General features: G+C 63.7%; 15 protein-coding genes. 10 read left to right on the top strand and 5 right to left on the bottom strand.

Going from position 1 to position 15,520, the window contains the following annotated elements; genetic code table 11:
* Position 1 precedes the first annotated feature (1 nt).
* Together B0I08_RS18020 and B0I08_RS08345 are read right to left on the bottom strand one after the other, a co-directional pair.
* On the bottom strand, positions 2-256 hold the full coding sequence (locus tag B0I08_RS18020; RefSeq protein WP_245884738.1) for a helix-turn-helix transcriptional regulator: 255 nt from the start codon (positions 254-256) through the stop codon (positions 2-4).
* Complete coding sequence (locus B0I08_RS08345; protein ID WP_245884710.1) at positions 189-707, bottom strand: helix-turn-helix transcriptional regulator; 519 nt, start codon at positions 705-707, stop codon at positions 189-191. Before B0I08_RS08345 ends, B0I08_RS18020 begins: the two co-directional genes overlap by 68 nt.
* Before the next feature lie 190 nt (positions 708-897).
* On the opposite strand from B0I08_RS08345, the gene B0I08_RS08340 reads away from it, so the two are divergent.
* Positions 898-1,764 (top strand): AraC family transcriptional regulator, encoded by an 867-nt coding sequence (locus tag B0I08_RS08340; RefSeq protein ID WP_106211756.1) that lies wholly within the window; start codon positions 898-900, stop codon positions 1,762-1,764.
* A 128-nt stretch (positions 1,765-1,892) separates the two neighbouring features.
* Here the strand turns inward: B0I08_RS08340 and B0I08_RS08335 are convergent, their stop codons facing one another.
* Positions 1,893-2,405 (bottom strand): flavin reductase family protein, encoded by a 513-nt coding sequence (locus B0I08_RS08335; protein WP_106211754.1) that lies wholly within the window; start codon positions 2,403-2,405, stop codon positions 1,893-1,895.
* A 285-nt stretch (positions 2,406-2,690) separates the two neighbouring features.
* Here B0I08_RS08335 and B0I08_RS08330 point away from each other — a divergent pair, with 285 nt between their 5' ends.
* From B0I08_RS08330 to B0I08_RS08300, 7 genes are all read left to right on the top strand, one after another.
* Positions 2,691-3,485, top strand: coding sequence for a GntR family transcriptional regulator (locus B0I08_RS08330; protein WP_106211752.1), 795 nt, complete (start codon positions 2,691-2,693; stop codon positions 3,483-3,485).
* A gap of 198 nt (positions 3,486-3,683) precedes the next feature.
* Positions 3,684-4,811 (top strand): ABC transporter substrate-binding protein, encoded by a 1,128-nt coding sequence (locus tag B0I08_RS08325; protein WP_106211750.1) that lies wholly within the window; start codon positions 3,684-3,686, stop codon positions 4,809-4,811.
* Between the two features lie 3 nt (positions 4,812-4,814).
* Positions 4,815-5,618 (top strand): ABC transporter ATP-binding protein, encoded by an 804-nt coding sequence (locus B0I08_RS08320; protein ID WP_181243339.1) that lies wholly within the window; start codon positions 4,815-4,817, stop codon positions 5,616-5,618.
* A 22-nt stretch (positions 5,619-5,640) separates the two neighbouring features.
* A complete protein-coding gene (locus B0I08_RS08315; RefSeq protein WP_106211748.1) occupies positions 5,641-6,498 on the top strand; it encodes an ABC transporter permease in 858 nt (285 codons plus the stop codon).
* A 63-nt stretch (positions 6,499-6,561) separates the two neighbouring features.
* Complete coding sequence (locus tag B0I08_RS08310; protein WP_106211746.1) at positions 6,562-7,890, top strand: NtaA/DmoA family FMN-dependent monooxygenase; 1,329 nt, start codon at positions 6,562-6,564, stop codon at positions 7,888-7,890.
* Positions 7,887-9,389, top strand: coding sequence for an MFS transporter (locus tag B0I08_RS08305; protein ID WP_106211744.1), 1,503 nt, complete (start codon positions 7,887-7,889; stop codon positions 9,387-9,389). The genes B0I08_RS08310 and B0I08_RS08305 overlap by 4 nt, the downstream gene beginning before the upstream one ends.
* Before the next feature lie 310 nt (positions 9,390-9,699).
* Positions 9,700-10,629, top strand: a complete 930-nt coding sequence (locus B0I08_RS08300; protein ID WP_146134365.1) for a hypothetical protein — start codon at positions 9,700-9,702, stop codon at positions 10,627-10,629.
* 8 nt (positions 10,630-10,637) lie between these two features.
* Here the strand turns inward: B0I08_RS08300 and B0I08_RS08295 are convergent, their stop codons facing one another.
* On the bottom strand, positions 10,638-12,122 hold the full coding sequence (locus tag B0I08_RS08295; protein ID WP_245884737.1) for a CitMHS family transporter: 1,485 nt from the start codon (positions 12,120-12,122) through the stop codon (positions 10,638-10,640).
* 203 nt (positions 12,123-12,325) lie between these two features.
* Here B0I08_RS08295 and B0I08_RS08290 point away from each other — a divergent pair, with 203 nt between their 5' ends.
* Complete coding sequence (locus tag B0I08_RS08290) at positions 12,326-14,017, top strand: sensor histidine kinase (protein ID WP_245884709.1); 1,692 nt, start codon at positions 12,326-12,328, stop codon at positions 14,015-14,017.
* Entirely contained in the window at positions 14,017-14,673 is a 657-nt protein-coding gene (locus tag B0I08_RS08285; protein ID WP_106211738.1) for a response regulator, read from the top strand. The genes B0I08_RS08290 and B0I08_RS08285 overlap by 1 nt, the downstream gene beginning before the upstream one ends.
* Before the next feature lie 11 nt (positions 14,674-14,684).
* Here B0I08_RS08285 and B0I08_RS08280 read toward each other — a convergent pair whose 3' ends face one another.
* A complete protein-coding gene (locus tag B0I08_RS08280) occupies positions 14,685-15,419 on the bottom strand; it encodes an SRPBCC family protein (RefSeq protein WP_106211736.1) in 735 nt (244 codons plus the stop codon).
* Positions 15,420-15,520 lie beyond the last annotated feature (101 nt).

The raw sequence follows: 15,520 nt of genomic DNA, 5'->3' as shown, positions 1-15,520 counted from the left end.
TTTACGTCGGTTCTTCGGCCGGGGCGACGATGCGCAGTTCCCCGTGGACGATGCCGAGGTCTTCCGCGCGGAGCGGGCGTCGTGCGGCCCGCTCGCTGAGGGGGTTCGCCTCGGTGATGCGGTCGCCCCGGAAAGCGCGGAGGCCGTCGCGAAGGCGACACCAGGCGATCAGGTACCAGTCGCTGCCCTTACCGACAAAGCCCATGGGTTCCACGTCCCGCAAGGTCGCGGACCCGTGCCGGTCGACGTAGGCGATCTGCAGAACATGTCCGGTTCGCAGCGCGTCGCCCAGCTCGGGCGGTGCGCCGTTCGGCTTGTGCTCCCCGAGGAGGTGGATGCGGGCAGCCAGGTCCGCTGTCTCTCAGGCTGCGCTCATCCGTGACGGCGACGACCTTGCGGAGCGCCGAGGCCGCCGCATCGTGGAACGGGCTGGTGCCCAGGGTGCCAAGAGCGATCATCACGGCGAGTGCCTCGTCGACGGTGAAGTTGAGGGGTGCCAGGGTGTGCGTCGGATCGAGGCAGTAGCCTCCCGTGCGCCCGGGTTCCGCCCAGATAGGGACCCCGCTGAGCTGCAACGACGACAGGTCCCGCTCGATCGTCCGCGAGCTGACCTCGAACTTCCCGGCGAGCCAGCGGGCGCTTCGCGGACGGGGCGCTACAGCCCGCAGTTCTTCCACTAGTGCGTAGAGCCGGTCGGTGCGATTCACACGTTGACTTTAGTTCTTCGCTCGAGTCGACCAAGACGCGCGGTATGCGCGATGTCCGAATACAATCGCGACCGGGAGCGGACTCGCGTGCGAGCATTGCTGAACCCTGAAAGGTAGAGCGATCGAATCGAACCGCGATAGTCGGGTGTAGCAGTGGCCCGATGCGCAGGCTTGATACGGAAAGGGAACCGTGATCGCAGTTCTGAACCAGGTTGTGAATTTCGTCGAGGAGCACCTCACTGACGAGATCAACCTGGCCGACCTCACCGGCGATCTCGGTACCACCGAGTATCACGTTCGCCGGATGTTCTCGTCACTTGCGGGCATCCCCCTGTCTGAATACATCCGGCGGCGGCGCATGACCGTCGCAGCAGCAGATGTGCTCGGTGATGGCTCCCTTTTGGAAACTGCGGTGCGTTTTGGCTATGGCTCGACCGAAGCATTCAATCGTGCGTTCGTGGCTGTGCACGGCGTCGGTGCTGCTGTTGTGCGCCGAGACGGAGGCCCCCTGCGTTCGCAACCGCAGATCACGTTCCGCCTGACGATAGAAGGGAATTTCACGATGGACACTCGCATTGCAGATCGACCCGCCTTTCGGCTCTTAGGACACGCGGCTCGCGTACCGCTTATCCACCAGGGAGCCAACCCGCACATCCAGACGCACATCGCCTCGCTTCCCGATTCGGAGCATGTCCGCCTCAAATCGCTGAGTAACACCGAGCCCGCTGGACTTCTCCAGGTGAGCGCCGACGTGGACCCCGACTACACCGAAGGTAGTCAGCTGACCTACCTTCATGGTGTCGCCGTAGACGCGGCAACAGCGGTGCCGGCGGATCTCGACGCGATAGACGTGCCCGCCGGCGCCTGGGCTGTGTTCCGTGCAGCCGGGTCCTATCCAGCTACTCTGCAGTCGACCTGGGCCACGACGGCGACTGACTGGTTTCCTTCTAATCCTTGGAGGTTGAGGCCGGGCCCGTCGATCGTGTGCATTCTGGAACGCACCCCCGACTTCAGCACGGCTACCTCAGAGTTGTGGCTTCCTGTGGAGCGCGCCTGAGCTTCAGGCGTAGAGCCCGTCGAGCCAGTCCTGCCATACCGAAGACAGGGCGACCGCGTCATCTGCGGGGTCGAAGACGTGGATAGTCATGCCGACCACGGCGCCGACCGCGTTGCGGTCCAAGCTGGCTATGCCGCCAGGTCGGCGGCTTCGGTGACGAGTTTGCGGAACGTCCGACTGTGGTAGATCAGAGGTTCCACACCAGCCGCGTGTTTGACGCTCTGCACGGCGAGCACAATCACACTATGGTCGCCCGCGGGAATTTCGACGCTGATGTGGCAGTCGAGCCACATCACCGAGTCATGCAAGAAGATTGCGCCGTCCGCCGTGGTCTCGGTGGCCAGTCCGGCAAAACGATCCCGGTCGCGGGAGGCCAGCTGCATACACGCCGCTTCGTGCTCGGACCCAAGAACAGACACACCGATGCGGACCGCCCGGCGCAGCACCGGCCAGGTGGTGGAACTGTTGCGCACAGAAAACAGCACCAGTGGTGGATCGAAGGAGATTCCCACGGTGAATGACGTCGCGACTAACCCGGTGGGCACTCCGTCGACAAGCGCCGTCAACGCGGCGACACCCGACGGAAAGCCGGCGAACGCTGTTTCGATGGCCTTTTGGTCGGTCATGGTGAGGTTTTGCATGGTCAACAGCAAACAGCAACGCTGTTACCTGCCGATGGCAAATGGATTAAGGCTCTATTGCGCCGTCCGTGCCTTTCAAGTCGATTCCGCTGAAACGCCATAAATGCAGGTCGGAGGACATTTCTTTGACACCGTCCTGATCTGCCGATCGGCGTTGCGCCACAAACTTGCCCGGAATTCCTGATAAAACCGCCGGAGATCGTCACATGACCGAAACGAGATCGTGTTTGTGACTGGCTACCGTAAAGCCATGATCTCCCAGACACCTGTTGCGCAGCGCACCGCATGAGCCTCGACCCGCGGCCTGAAATTTCCCCAAGCACCCTCGCCGCGGCCCGTCTCGGTGAGCGCCTGCGGCGCGGCCACACCATGCAGAAATCACCGCGCCGCGTGTATGCGCTGCTTCGTGCCGCGATCCGTTCCGGCGAGTTGCCGGCCCGCTCCAAGCTCGACGAGGGCGTGCTCGCGCGCGAGCTTCTCTCAAGCCGCAACGCTGTTCGGCTGGCCCTGCAGAACCTCGCACTGGACGGCCTCGTTATGCGCCAGCCCGGAGTGGGAACCGTTGTTGTTTCTGGTATCAACGAGTTTCCGATCTTCGAATGCATCGAGGCGGTCATCGGCGCGACCGCCGCTCTCACTCTGCTTGAGACTCGCGATGTGTCGACCAACGCATTTCTGCGTAGCCGGTTTGGCGAGAGTGGCACCACGCTGCGGATGTCGGAGTTTCTGATTCGAACCGACGGAATCGTTGTGGGCATCTTCTCCCGATACGGTTTAAAACCCGCTCCGCTTCTTGAGGCGGCTGAGCCCGTGCTTTCGCCGTCCCACATCAGTTGGTACCGGCGAATCCATAACGAACCGCCCGGCGATATCAGCGTCACGGTCGAAGCGACGAGCGCTGACGAGCGCACCGCGGAACTTCTGGGTGTGCCCACGGGTTACGCGTTGCTCGTGCGGGAGACCCTGTACTGCGACCTCAATATGAACCCGGCCGAGCTGCACATTGCCCACTTCGACAGCCGGAAGGCCGCGGTGACCGCGAACGTTGCCACTCTGAAGCACGCCTGGAAGACGGCGTAACACCCCGAAGAGAGCGGTCGGAAACGGCTGATTAGATGCGCAATCCCCGGAATCTGCGGCTGCGGGCTGGGGCACACACGGCGTAACTCCACGGACTCCGCTGCGTAATCACAACGCGCACATTGGGTTCGTACGGTTGTCCCACACACCGAGCTGGACCACCACAGCACCCGACCTAATTACGGCGAGAGGCCCACCATGCGCAGCGAACTCCGAAGGCTCCATTCCTCGAAGGCCCGATGGGCCGGTACCGCACTGCTGGCGACCGGAGCCCTGCTGCTGAGCGGTTGCGCTGCCGAGGCCACCCCCGCCGCCGTGACGGCGGCCGAATGCGAAACCACAACAGACACACATCTCCTGCTCTCGACGTTTGACCTCGACGTCTCGTACATTCCCTACGGCATCTTGGCCGACGAACTCGGGTACTTCGACGAAGAGTGCCTCAACATGACGCTCGACGTGACATCCACCGGCGCAACGCAGGCGCTGCTCGGCGACCAGACCGACTTCGCGATGTCGGGGCCGGAACAGCTCGTTTCGGCAAACGGCGGTGCTTCTATCGGCGCGAAGATGGTCTACAACTACATACCGAACCTCAACATCTACCTCGGCGTCCTGGCCGACTCGGACATCGAGTCGACCGCCGACCTTGCAGGCAAAACCATCGGGCTCGAGGGCACCAGCTCGATGTATGACGCGTTCCTCACCGAGTCTCTCAAGCCGCATGGTCTTGGCCTTTCCGACATCACCACGATCGTCACCGGCTATGGTTCGACCCCCGCCGAGGCGCTCAAGTCCGGCGAGGTCGATGCGGTGCTGTACTGGCCGGGTCTGTTCACCTCGTGGGAGGCCGCCGGATACGACATCCGAATCCTCGACGGCACGGAATGGAGTGCCGGCTTCGACGGCATCGGCCTTGCGGCGCGGGACGACACCATCACGGACGATCCCGAACTGGTCGAGTCAGTGTCCCGGGCGATCGCCCGCTCGACGGTGTACCTGCAGCGGTACCCCGAGAGTGCCGTGCGGATCTTCTGGAAGGCGTACCCGGAACGCGCACCGCTGCCCGGAGCAGACGAGGATGCCGCCATGGAACGAGACCTGGCCGTGCTCGACTCAACACTCGAGAGCATGGGTGCGATGGAGCAGGACGAGGACTACACCTGGGGAATCCAGACCGAAGAGCGCTGGACTAGCCAGATCGCCTACATGCAGAAGGCCGCCACCGTTGATGCGGCAGCGGTGATCGACGCGAACGACTTCTTTACGGCCGAGTTCACTGAGGCCGCCAATGACTTCGACCTTGACGAGATAACGGAGCAGTAACTTATGAGTCTTCTCACTGACCGCAACCCCACCGATGCGGCGCGCCACGACGGCTCCATCACCATCGACGACGTGTCGATGGACTTCAGAACTCGCGACGGCGGAACGATCCACGCGCTCACCGAATCGTCTCTGCAGATCCCGTCGGGTCAGTTCATCTCGGTGCTGGGTCCCAGCGGTTGTGGGAAGTCAACACTGTTGCGCATCATTGCCGGGCTCGCAGCCCCGACGTCTGGATCCGTGCTCATAGGCACCGAGACGGTCAACGGTCCGAGTCGCCAGGTGGGCATCGCTTTCCAGACGCCCGCACTACTGCAGTGGTACACGGTCGCGGAGAACATTGGGCTTCCAGCGAAGATGGGCAAAAACAGCCATAAAGGCGCGGTGGATGCCAGGGTCGACGGGCTTCTTGACATGGTCAAGCTTTCCGGGCTCGGGCAGAAGTACCCGCGCGAGCTCTCCGGCGGCATGAGGCAGCGGGTCGCTATCGCCCGCTGCCTGGTGAACGACCCGGCGGTTATTTTGATGGACGAACCGTTCGGTGCCCTCGACGCCATCACTCGTGAGTACATGCACGACGAGCTGCTCTCGATCTGGCAGGCGTCGGGTGCGACCGTGTTTTTTATCACCCACGACATTAGCGAGGCCGTTTACCTCTCGGACCGCGTCATCGTGATGTCGCCCCGTCCGGGGCGCATCGTTGCCGACATGACCATCGGGCTCCCGCGTCCCCGCGGCGAGGCAACCCGCCAGTCGCCCGAGTTCGCGCGGCTTGCCGCGGACCTCCGCCAACACATCAGCCACTGATCTGATCAGTCGAGGAGAGATCATGACCGTGCTCAAGAATTCCCCATCCATGTCCGTTCCCGTCCGCACCTCTTTCGCCGAGCGCGGTGCCCGCACGGGCCGCACCGTCGTGTTTGCACTCCGGCGGGTGGCGGTGATTCTCGCTTATGTGGTGGTCGCGCTCCTCGCGTGGCAGGCCCTCGTCGTGGTGTTTGCCATCGACCCCATCGTGCTTCCTGGGCCGGCTGCGGTGCTTACCGCCCTGTGGAGCCAGGTCCAGGCGCCGGTGATCTGGGCGGCGACCTGGGTCACGTTCCAGGAAGCGATGCTGGGGTTCGCCGTTGGTGCGACAGCCGGCATCCTGCTGGCGATCATGCTCGCAGAATCGGACCTGCTGTACCGACTGCTGAACCCCTACATCGTGGCGTTTCAGGCGGTGCCCAAGGTGGCGCTCGTTCCGCTGTTTATGATCTGGTTCGGCTTCGGCATCTGGTCAAAGGTTGTACTGATCGCCGTCTTTGTCTTTTTTCCTGTGATGGTGAACATGTATTCCGGCCTGCGCAGCACCACGGATGAGGAAGAAGAACTGATGCGGGTCTCGCACGCGACGCGCTGGCAGCGCCTTCGGCACCTGCGCCTCTACAAGTCCCTTCCGTTTCTGTTCGCCGCCTTTGAAGCGAGTTTTGTGCTGTGCCTCACGGGCGCGGTCTTCGCGGAACTACTTGGATCGGGCACCAGCGTAGGCCTCGGCACGATGCTGCAGATGTATACGTCGCGGCTCGATGTCGCCGGACTGTTCGGCATCATCACCCTGCTCTCGCTGTTCGGTGTGCTGCTCGACGCTCTGGTGAAAATAGCCGCCCGCTACTTCCTCCGCTGGGACCGCCCCGCCCGCAGCTGATGGGGCTACCGCGTCATCCACCTATTCACTATTTGTCATCTCTTCTACGAACGGATCTTCAGCATGCCCGAATCCCAGTTCAACCTCGTTTGCGACCTGTCTCTCATTCACACCAACGCCAAGTGGCGATACCCCGGCTCGTGGTCGGGTTACGCCCCCTACGGCGACCCCGCGATCTACTTCGACATCGCCCGCATCCTCGAGCGCGGCAAGTTTGATGGCGCGTTCTTCGCTGACGTCGCGGGCACTCCCATGGTCAACGGCTCAATGGATGAGACCGTCGAACTGGGCGTCGCCTGGCCTCGCCACGACCCGATCCCGCTGGTCGCCGCCATGTCGACAGTCACCGAGCGCCTCGGTTTCATCACGACCATGTCGATGACCTACAACCACCCGTTCCACACCGCTCGCATGATGGCCAGTCTCGACCACGTCACCCGCGGCAGAGTCGCCTTCAACGCAGTGGTCAGCGGCTTCCCTCAGGAGGCACAGAATTACGGCTACGACACAACCCCCGACCACGAATGGCGCTATCGGCGTGCCACCGAGTTCCAGGAAGTGCTCACCAAGCTCTTCAACTCGGTCGAACCGGACGCGATGCTGTGGGACCGCGAGACTGGCCGTGTCGCCGACCCGTCGAAGGTGCACCGCATCGACCACGAGGGCGAACACTTCAAGGTTATGGGCCCGCTTCCCACGGCGCCCTCACCGCAGGGCCGGCCGATGCAGGTGATGGCCGGTCAGTCGCCCAGTGGAATCAAGCTGGCCGCCACCTACGCAGATCTTCAGTTCGCGGGCGGCTCGAGCATGAAGTCGAAGGCTGCTCACCGCGCGAAGCTCGTCGAGGCGTGCGCCGCGATCGGCCGCGATCCGAAGGAAGTTGGCATTCTCTGGGCGGGACAGTTCGACGTCGTCTCCGGCGCTGCTGAGGCAAACGAGAACGCCCGCCGATACCGCGAGTCATTTCCGGACCGTATGCCCCATGTGTTCCTCAGCCAGTGGTGGGGTCTGGACGGTTACCCACTCGAACCCGACGCCTACGTTCACGACACCATCACAGCAGTTCGCGCGGCGGGTGTCGCACCAAACTGGGGCTACCTCGACATGGCGATGGAGAACACCACGCCGACCACCACCATCAAGGAATATGCGCTGCAGTGGCTCGTTGAGGGCTCCGAGTATGTAGGCACCCCCGAGCAGCTCGCGGACTACATGGAAGAGGCTTTCCACGCTGGCGGTGGCGTCGGCGGATTTATGCTCGCCCCGCGCTCCGGGGCACCGGCCGGCATCGCCCGTTTTGTTGACGAAGTGATTCCCGTGCTGCAGCACCGCGGCCTGTTCCGCAAGGACTACGCCCACACCACGATGCGCGACAACTTCTACAAGAAATGACCACGGCTAACCGCCTGCTGGGCCCCGATCCCGGGAACGCCCTGGCAGGTCGCTCCAGCGCGCGCAATCTCGCCTTCGGCGCGCTCGTTTTGTCGCTATTTTTCGCGATGGCGTCGAACACAATGGTCCTCACGGGGATGCCCCAGCTCATCGGCGACCTGGGCGGCAGCCAGACGGAATACACCTGGATCGTCACCACGTCGTTGCTGCTGCTCACCGTCACCACCCCTGTGTGGGGACGGCTGGCCGATCGGATCTCGCGTAAACGGCTCGTGCAGATAGCGATCGTTATCTACTGCATCGGCACTATCAGCGCGGGGCTGTCGCAGGCTCCATGGATGATCATTGCCTGCCGGGCGATCATCGGGATCGGCGCCGGAGGAATCGTGACCGTGGTGCAGCTGATGGTGACTGACATCACCACCCCGGAGGAGCGGCCCCGCTACTTTGGTTACCTCGGCGCAGTAATGGCCGCCGCTGCGGTGGCGGCACCCGCACTCGGTGGGATGATCGTCGACGTGGGTGGGTGGCGGTGGATCTTTTTCTCCACCACACCCCTGGCGGCAATCGCGTTTATTTTGATCTCGCTGCTTGTACGTCTGCCCCCGCCCGCCCCACCAGAGCCCGCGCCGTTTGATCTCGTCGGGGCACTGCTGACCCTCGGCACCGTTCTTCTGGCGATGTTCTGGATCACGGTGATCGGACCAGGAACGGGATGGTTCGCAATCCCATCTGTGCTGGTGATGCTGCTCATCATCGCGCTACTCATTATCGGATTGCGGGTAGAGCGCCGGGCCGTGCGCCCCCTGGTGCCGCCGACGCTCCTCGCGCCCGGGCCGCTGCTGTGGGTGTTGATTGCCTCGGTCACCGTCGGGGTCGCGACTTTCGCCGCATCCGTCTATCTAGCGATGTACTTTCAGGACGGCCTCAACCTCAGTGCCGGCGCCTCGGGGTTTCTCCTTGTGCCCATGTCGGTCGCCACCCTGGTGGGGTCACTTCTTGCCGGGCGCACGATCTCGCGCACGGGTCGCGACAAACCCGTTCTTCTCGCTGGTGCGGTTACGGTTGCGGTGGGGTTGGCACCGCTCGCACTGCTCAACGACCTGTCTGACCCTCTGGTCGCCTCCGCGGCCGGGTTACTGGTCGGCGCGGGAGTCGGAATGCTGTCGCAGCAGCTCGTCGCCACGGGACAAAGGTTCCTCCGGCCCGCCGACCTGGGGGTGGGATCCTCGCTCATCCTCTTTGTGCGCAGTCTCGCGACTGTGCTGGCACTCTCCGTTTTCGGGATCGTGGTATCAACCGCACTGGGCAATCAGGCCGGCCCGGACGGGGTTCGCGAAGGCACGCGCGCCGTTTTCCAGATCTGTGCAGCGCTCGCCGTTGTCGGGGTTGGAGCGGTACTGGTAATCCCTCGCGCGTCCGACAGAGTTGCACCGGCATCGGCCGTACCAGGGGGGCCGCTCGATTCCGGCAGCGTCAAGGACACCGCTGCACCATGACGAGCCTCAGATTCTCAGCCTCGCGGGAAAGCACCCGTGACGGTCGGTGACATGGCCGTCATCGAGCTCAGCGCTACCCTCATTCGAGTACAAGCAGGACGTGCCCACGAGTGCCTTCAATGAATGTGAAAGACGGTGTTCCAGCACACGCGGTCACCGTGCAGGTGCGTGCGACCTTGACCCGTCCTCATCGATGAGATTGACTCAGGCGATGATGGCATTCGCGCGACCACCCGCGGAGACGAATGCGGCTGCTCAGCCCGAGAGTACGGCTGCTCGGCCCGAGTCCGTGCTGAGTGTAGGTATCGCGGTGGCCCTCACCGCAGTCATTCTCTATGGCGCGTTGACCCTCGGGCTGGGCGGCTTCACGGCCTTTATGTTTGGCGGACCCATCGGACTGCTGATGGTCGGACTCGTGTTCGTCGGCACCGTTGTACTGATATCCACGGTGGCGGGATTCGGCGCGGGTCGCCGAAGAATCGGTGCGGCCGTTTGCGTGACGGCCCTCGCTTTCGTCGCCTTGGTGACGGCGGTGTTCGGGTTCGGAACAGTGCCGATGATCTGGGTGCAGCCCGGGTTCGATCTTGCGACCCTGATGATCGCGGTTCTGTGCGCCCTGTTTTTGGGCGTGTTCTTTAGATCGTGGCAATCACGAATTGCCGGGGTGATTGGCTGTGCTGCCCTCGTCGCTGGTGCTGTGTGGGTGACCGTACCCGAGCCTGAACCGACGGGTCCGTCGCAGGCCGAGTTGCAGAGCAACGCGAACTTCGAGGCGTATATCGCAAACGGCCAGTTCCCCCTGATCGCTGACCTGCCAGGCGGATCGCTTGTCGAAGTCTCGCTCAATAGCGGCCCTCCCCACACGTTTACGGAGACCGCTGACGGCGGACTCGTTGAAGTTGTGATCGACAGGCAACCCCTCGTCGCAACGAATCCGGAAACCGTTCCGTGCCGGTACATCGTGGACGTCACGGCCGGTGTTGTGATTGAAGAAACCGACACTCTGCAGGACTACAGCAGCTGGTGCGTGTTCGATCAAGGAATCTGGCGACTCGTCAACGGGACAGGGTATGCGCGGATGGATAACGGCAGCGTGATCACGGTGACATCTGCATCCAGTGCCCATATCCGAGCGGATAACGGTCAACGCCCGGCGACCCCCGACGAGGTGTTCAGCGCGTGGAATTCCGTGAGGCCGATGACCGAAATCGAGGTGCGAGAACATCGAGACGTCTGGTGACAGCGCGCTTAGCTAAACGGGACGGCGCCTACAATCACACCGACGACAAGCATGACAAGCGAGACGACGCACGCCCGCCAGAGCACCTTCTTGTGGTGGTCGCCGAGATTGACGCCTGCGAGAGAGACGAGCAAAAGGATCGCCGGTACCAGCGGACTCTGCAGGTGAACAGGCTGTCCTGTGATCGAGGCGCGGGCCATCTCCACCGGGGCGATGCCGTAGGTCGCGGCGCTCTCGGCGAGCACGGGGAGGATGCCGAAGTAGAACGCATCGTTGGACATAAAGAAGGTCATCGGAATCGAGAGCACGCCGGTGATGACCGCAAGGTACTGACCCATCGATGGAGGCACCACCTGGACCACCCAATCGGCCATGGCCGTAACCATCCCGGTGCCATTCAGCACGCCGACCAGAACGCCTGCGGCGAGCACCATCGAGACGACACCGACGATGCTGGGGGCGTGCGCGACGATCTCGTCGGCCTGGCTGCGGAGCTTCGGAAAGTTGATCATGAGGGCGACCGCTGTGCCGACCATGAAGATGTAGGCCAGGGGCATGACATCGAGCACGAGCAGCACCATCACCGCGAGGGTCAGCACAAGATTCACCCAGATCAGCTTCGGCCGCAGCGTTGGGCGATCCGCACGGAGCATCGTGTCGGCCATCATCGTGTCGTGATCTTCGGCATCGAGCACCTTCTGCTCAGCTAAGGCGGCCTGCCCTGCCGGCATCCGCTGGCCCGGGCGCACCGTCAGGATGCCCGTCGTCGACAGCGTTGCGGCCGCACCCGGCTTGACTTCCGCGCCACGCACGATGCGGTTGCCGCCGAAGAGCCGGTGCCAGAAATTCGGCGATGTCATCGGCGAGGGATTCAGCTGCGCAGCAGCGGGGGAGTACTCGAGTGACCCGATGCGCTTGCGCTCGCCCAGCCCCAAGAACCAGGCGAACGCCAGCGCAATGACGAGGCCAGCCGCAAGAGAGGGGAGCATCGGCACGAAGATGTCGGTCGGTGAAACGCCAAGCGCCGAGGCAGCCCGCACCGTGGGGCCACCCCACGGCACGATGTTGAGAGTGCCGTTCATCAGACCCGCAACGCACGTGAGCACGACCGGGCTCATGCCCAGACGCAGGTAGATGGGCAGCATCGCTGAGGTCGTGATGATAAAAGTCGTCGACCCGTCGCCATCGAGCGACACCGCGCCGGCCAGGATCGCCGTGCCCAGAACGACCTTCGCTGGATCATTGCCGAGGAAGCGGGTGATGAACCGGATGAGGGGATCGAATAGCCCGACATCGATCATGATGCCAAAAAACATAATCGCAAACATGAGCAGCGCCGCCGTCGGGGCCAGATCCCCGATCGACTCGATGATCATGTCGCCGAGACCCAGACCGGCGCCGGCAAAGAGGCCGAAGATCGTGGGGACGAGGATGAGGGCAACCATGGGCGTGAGTCGCCTGGTCATGATGAGCACCATAAAAGTGAGGATCATGGTGAATCCGAGAATGACGAGCACATCGACTCCTTTGTCTATGTCTGAATGGTGGTGCGGCTGAGTCGGACGATCCCGCTCGGCTGTCACTGCCGAAGTGCCTGGCAATGAGCCAGGAGCCTAGCCGGGCCGGAGGCGCAACATCCCGTATCGCGCTTTAGTGCACGTATTGTGCATATCGTTAGTTTTGTGCATTTTGTTCAATGCACCGTTTGGAGGCGAAGATGCGGTTCTCGACGCGGATGCTGCTGCTGCAACTCGCTTGCGTGACCGTCGTCGTCGCGATCTGCACCGGGGTGTTCGTTGGGATCGGCGTGCAACAGCTACGGGCCGAGGCCGCGACCTCCGCGCTGTCTATCGCACGCACCGTCGCCGCCAACTCGGATGTGCGCGCCGGTGTCGCCCGGGCGTCCGCCGACAGCGGTACGCCGACGAACGCGAGCCTGCGCGGCGGACCCCTCTCCGCTCTCGCTGCTGCGGCGGAGGCCAACACCGGCGCGCTGTTTATCGTGATCACCGACGATCACGGGATCCGACTGGCACACCCCGACCCGCAGCTCCTCGGAGCCGTGGTGAGCACAGAGTTCGCCGAGGCCCTGGCTGGACGCGAGACGGTGTCGTGGGCATCGGGAACCCTCGGCGAGTCAGCTCGCGCCAAGGTTCCCGTCCGCGATCCCGGCACTGATGAACCGGTGGGTGAGGTCAGCGTCGGTTTCGCCCCAAGCAGCGTTTTCAAAGAGCTTCCCCTCCTTCTTGGGGGCGTCGCGCTGGCTGCAACCGTTGCCCTCGCACTGGGCGCTGTCGTGTCATTCGTTATCCGACGTCGCCTCGAGCGCCTCACTCTCGGGCTTCAGCCCGAGGAAATGTCGGCGCTCGTGCAGAACCAGGCGGCGGTGCTCGACGGTGTGGGGGATGGGGTGCTCGCGTACGGACCGAACCACGTCGTGACCGTCGCCAACACGATGGCCGCGCGGCTGCTCGGCATCCCTGACCTGGTCGGGCGCCGAGTCCTCGACCTCGCGCTGCCAGCGCCGGTGATCGCGGCCCTGGCCGGTGAGTCGAAGCAGCTGTCACCGGGCGGACGTGGATCGGATGCGGCCGATCCAGTTGTGGTCGCCAACCACGTCGTGTACATCGACACCCACCCGGTGTCGCGTGCGAATCGCAATCTGGGCATGATCGCGGTGATCCGCGATCGCACCGACGTCGTGAACCTCACGGATCGCCTGGAAAGCGTCGCGACGATGAGCGACGCACTTCGGGTACAGCGTCACGAGTTCGCCAACCGCCTGCACGTGACGGCCGGTCTGATCGACGCGGGCCGCGTGCCCGACGCGCGGGACTACCTAGACGACGTGCTGCAGGCGTCACGCACCCCTGGCGGTTCGTCTGCGGGTGAGTATTTGACCGAGCCCTTCCTTGTGTCGCTCGTTGAAGCAAAGGCTGCGCAGGCCAGTGAGCGCGGCGTGCAATTAACGGTGGGGTCGGACTCGCTGGTGCGCGGAGTCGTGTCAGCGCCTGAGGATGTGGCCACCGTTGTCGCGAACCTCATCGACAACGCAGTGAACGCCGCGGTGCACGGCCAACGGCCGCGTTGGGTGGACGTGGAATTTCTCGACGACGGCGACACACTCGTCGTGTCCGTGTCCGACTCCGGGCAGGGCGTGCCCACCGGGGTGCGCGTTTTCAGCGATGTGCAGCGGACGGGTCTCGACCCGGGCGCAGTGCATGGGCGTGGCATCGGTCTGCCGCTTGTCCGTGACATCGCCGCGCAGCGAGGCGGAGACGTGTGGCTAGCTGACGCGGGCGGCCGCGAAGGGAGCGGAGCCGTATTCTGCGCTCGTCTGCCCGGAGTCATGCAGGCGCCAGCCCGTGAAGTACAAGGAGAAAAGTGATGACCGATGCTATTCGTGTCCTCGTCGTCGACGACGATTTCCGCGTGGGCGGCCTTCATCGCGACATCGTCGATGCGCGCCCGGGCTACACCGCCCTTGAGCCCGTTCGAGGAGTGCGCGCCGCGCGCGCGGCGGTGCGCGACTTGCAGCCCGACCTCGTCATCTGCGACGTCTACCTCCCCGACGGGGACGGCATCGCCTTCGTCGCCGAGATCGATGTCGACGCTTTCATGATCAGTGCGGCGTCGGATGGCGCCACCGTCCGCCGCGCACTCCGCGCGGGCGCGTTGGACTACCTCATCAAACCGTTCGAATCGGCGCAGCTGATCGAGCGACTGGAGGCCTATCGCCGATTCCGCAACCTGGCCGCAGAAGACCGGCAACTCGACCAGGATTCGATCGACAGGGCCCAGCGGGTGCTGCACGGTCGCGATGGCGGAGTGCCGTCTGTCTCCCGTTCCACGACCGAGAAGTTGATCATCGAACTGCTCCAGGACGGCGAATCGTCCTCGAGCGTGATCGCCGGCCGTGCCGGACTGTCTCGAGCGACTGTGCAAAGGCACCTCGCCGTCCTGGCAACACGCGGTGATGTGGAAGTGACTCTCCGCTACGGATCGACCGGTCGCCCCGAGCACCAATACAGCGTGCGGCACTGAGTGCCGTCGTCTTAGGCGTACAGCCCGTCGAGCCACTTCTGCCAGACCGATGACACCGCGACCGCGTCATCGGCGGGGTCGAAGACGTGGATGGTCATGCCGACGACGGCGCCGAACGCGTTGCGGCCGAAGAAGCGGTAGAGCGCGGTGTCGGTGCGGAGTCCGATGAAGTTGTCGGTCGCGTAGTCGACGGTGGCGGCGAATGGGTCGACGCCGGGGACGGTGACGTGCACCGTGGCATCCGTTTTCGATGAATTCGTCAGCCCGAGGGCGTCGCGCACCCGGTCGAAGGCGTCGGGGGAGGACGAGGCTGCTGGTCCCTGGATGTCGACGAAGGCGGCGTCGAGGCCGGGGAAGTGGCGCACGTACTCGTTGAGGGTGTGCAGGTAGAAGTCGGTGTGCTGCTGCACGGCGTCTTCCTGGTTGCGGTCGGGGTCGAGGTTGACGCCGTGGTGGATGTAGCGCAAGAGCGACATGTCGCCGTCGCGGTCCTCGAGGGTGTGGTCGAGGAGGTTGAAGAACCCGTCGGGGCCGTCCATGCGGTTGGCGTAGTGGTGCGGGGGATCCCACGCGGTGATCACGCCCTCCTCGGGCGCCGTGCTGTTTTGCAGGGCCTGAAAGTCGGTGGGCCAGAGCCAGCCGGAGGTGTGCAGCGTGATCGCGTCGAACACAACCTGCGCCGGGGCATCCATCTCGCGCTCGACGACGACCTTGAAGGTGTTCTCGGTGTTGGTCTGTGCATCCATCGTGGTCTCCTTCGAGTACTTTCGTGCGGCCTTCAGAATCAGATTAGGGCAGATCGAGGGGAATGTCGTCCGGGTCTTTAGCTCGCCATAGGTGCTTCATA

It is taken from the genome of Glaciihabitans tibetensis (assembly GCF_003003265.1).
GTDB classification, from domain to species: domain Bacteria; phylum Actinomycetota; class Actinomycetes; order Actinomycetales; family Microbacteriaceae; genus Glaciihabitans; species Glaciihabitans tibetensis.
Note: the sequence above shows the minus strand (reverse complement) of the source record. Positions and strands in the feature narration are given on the sequence as shown.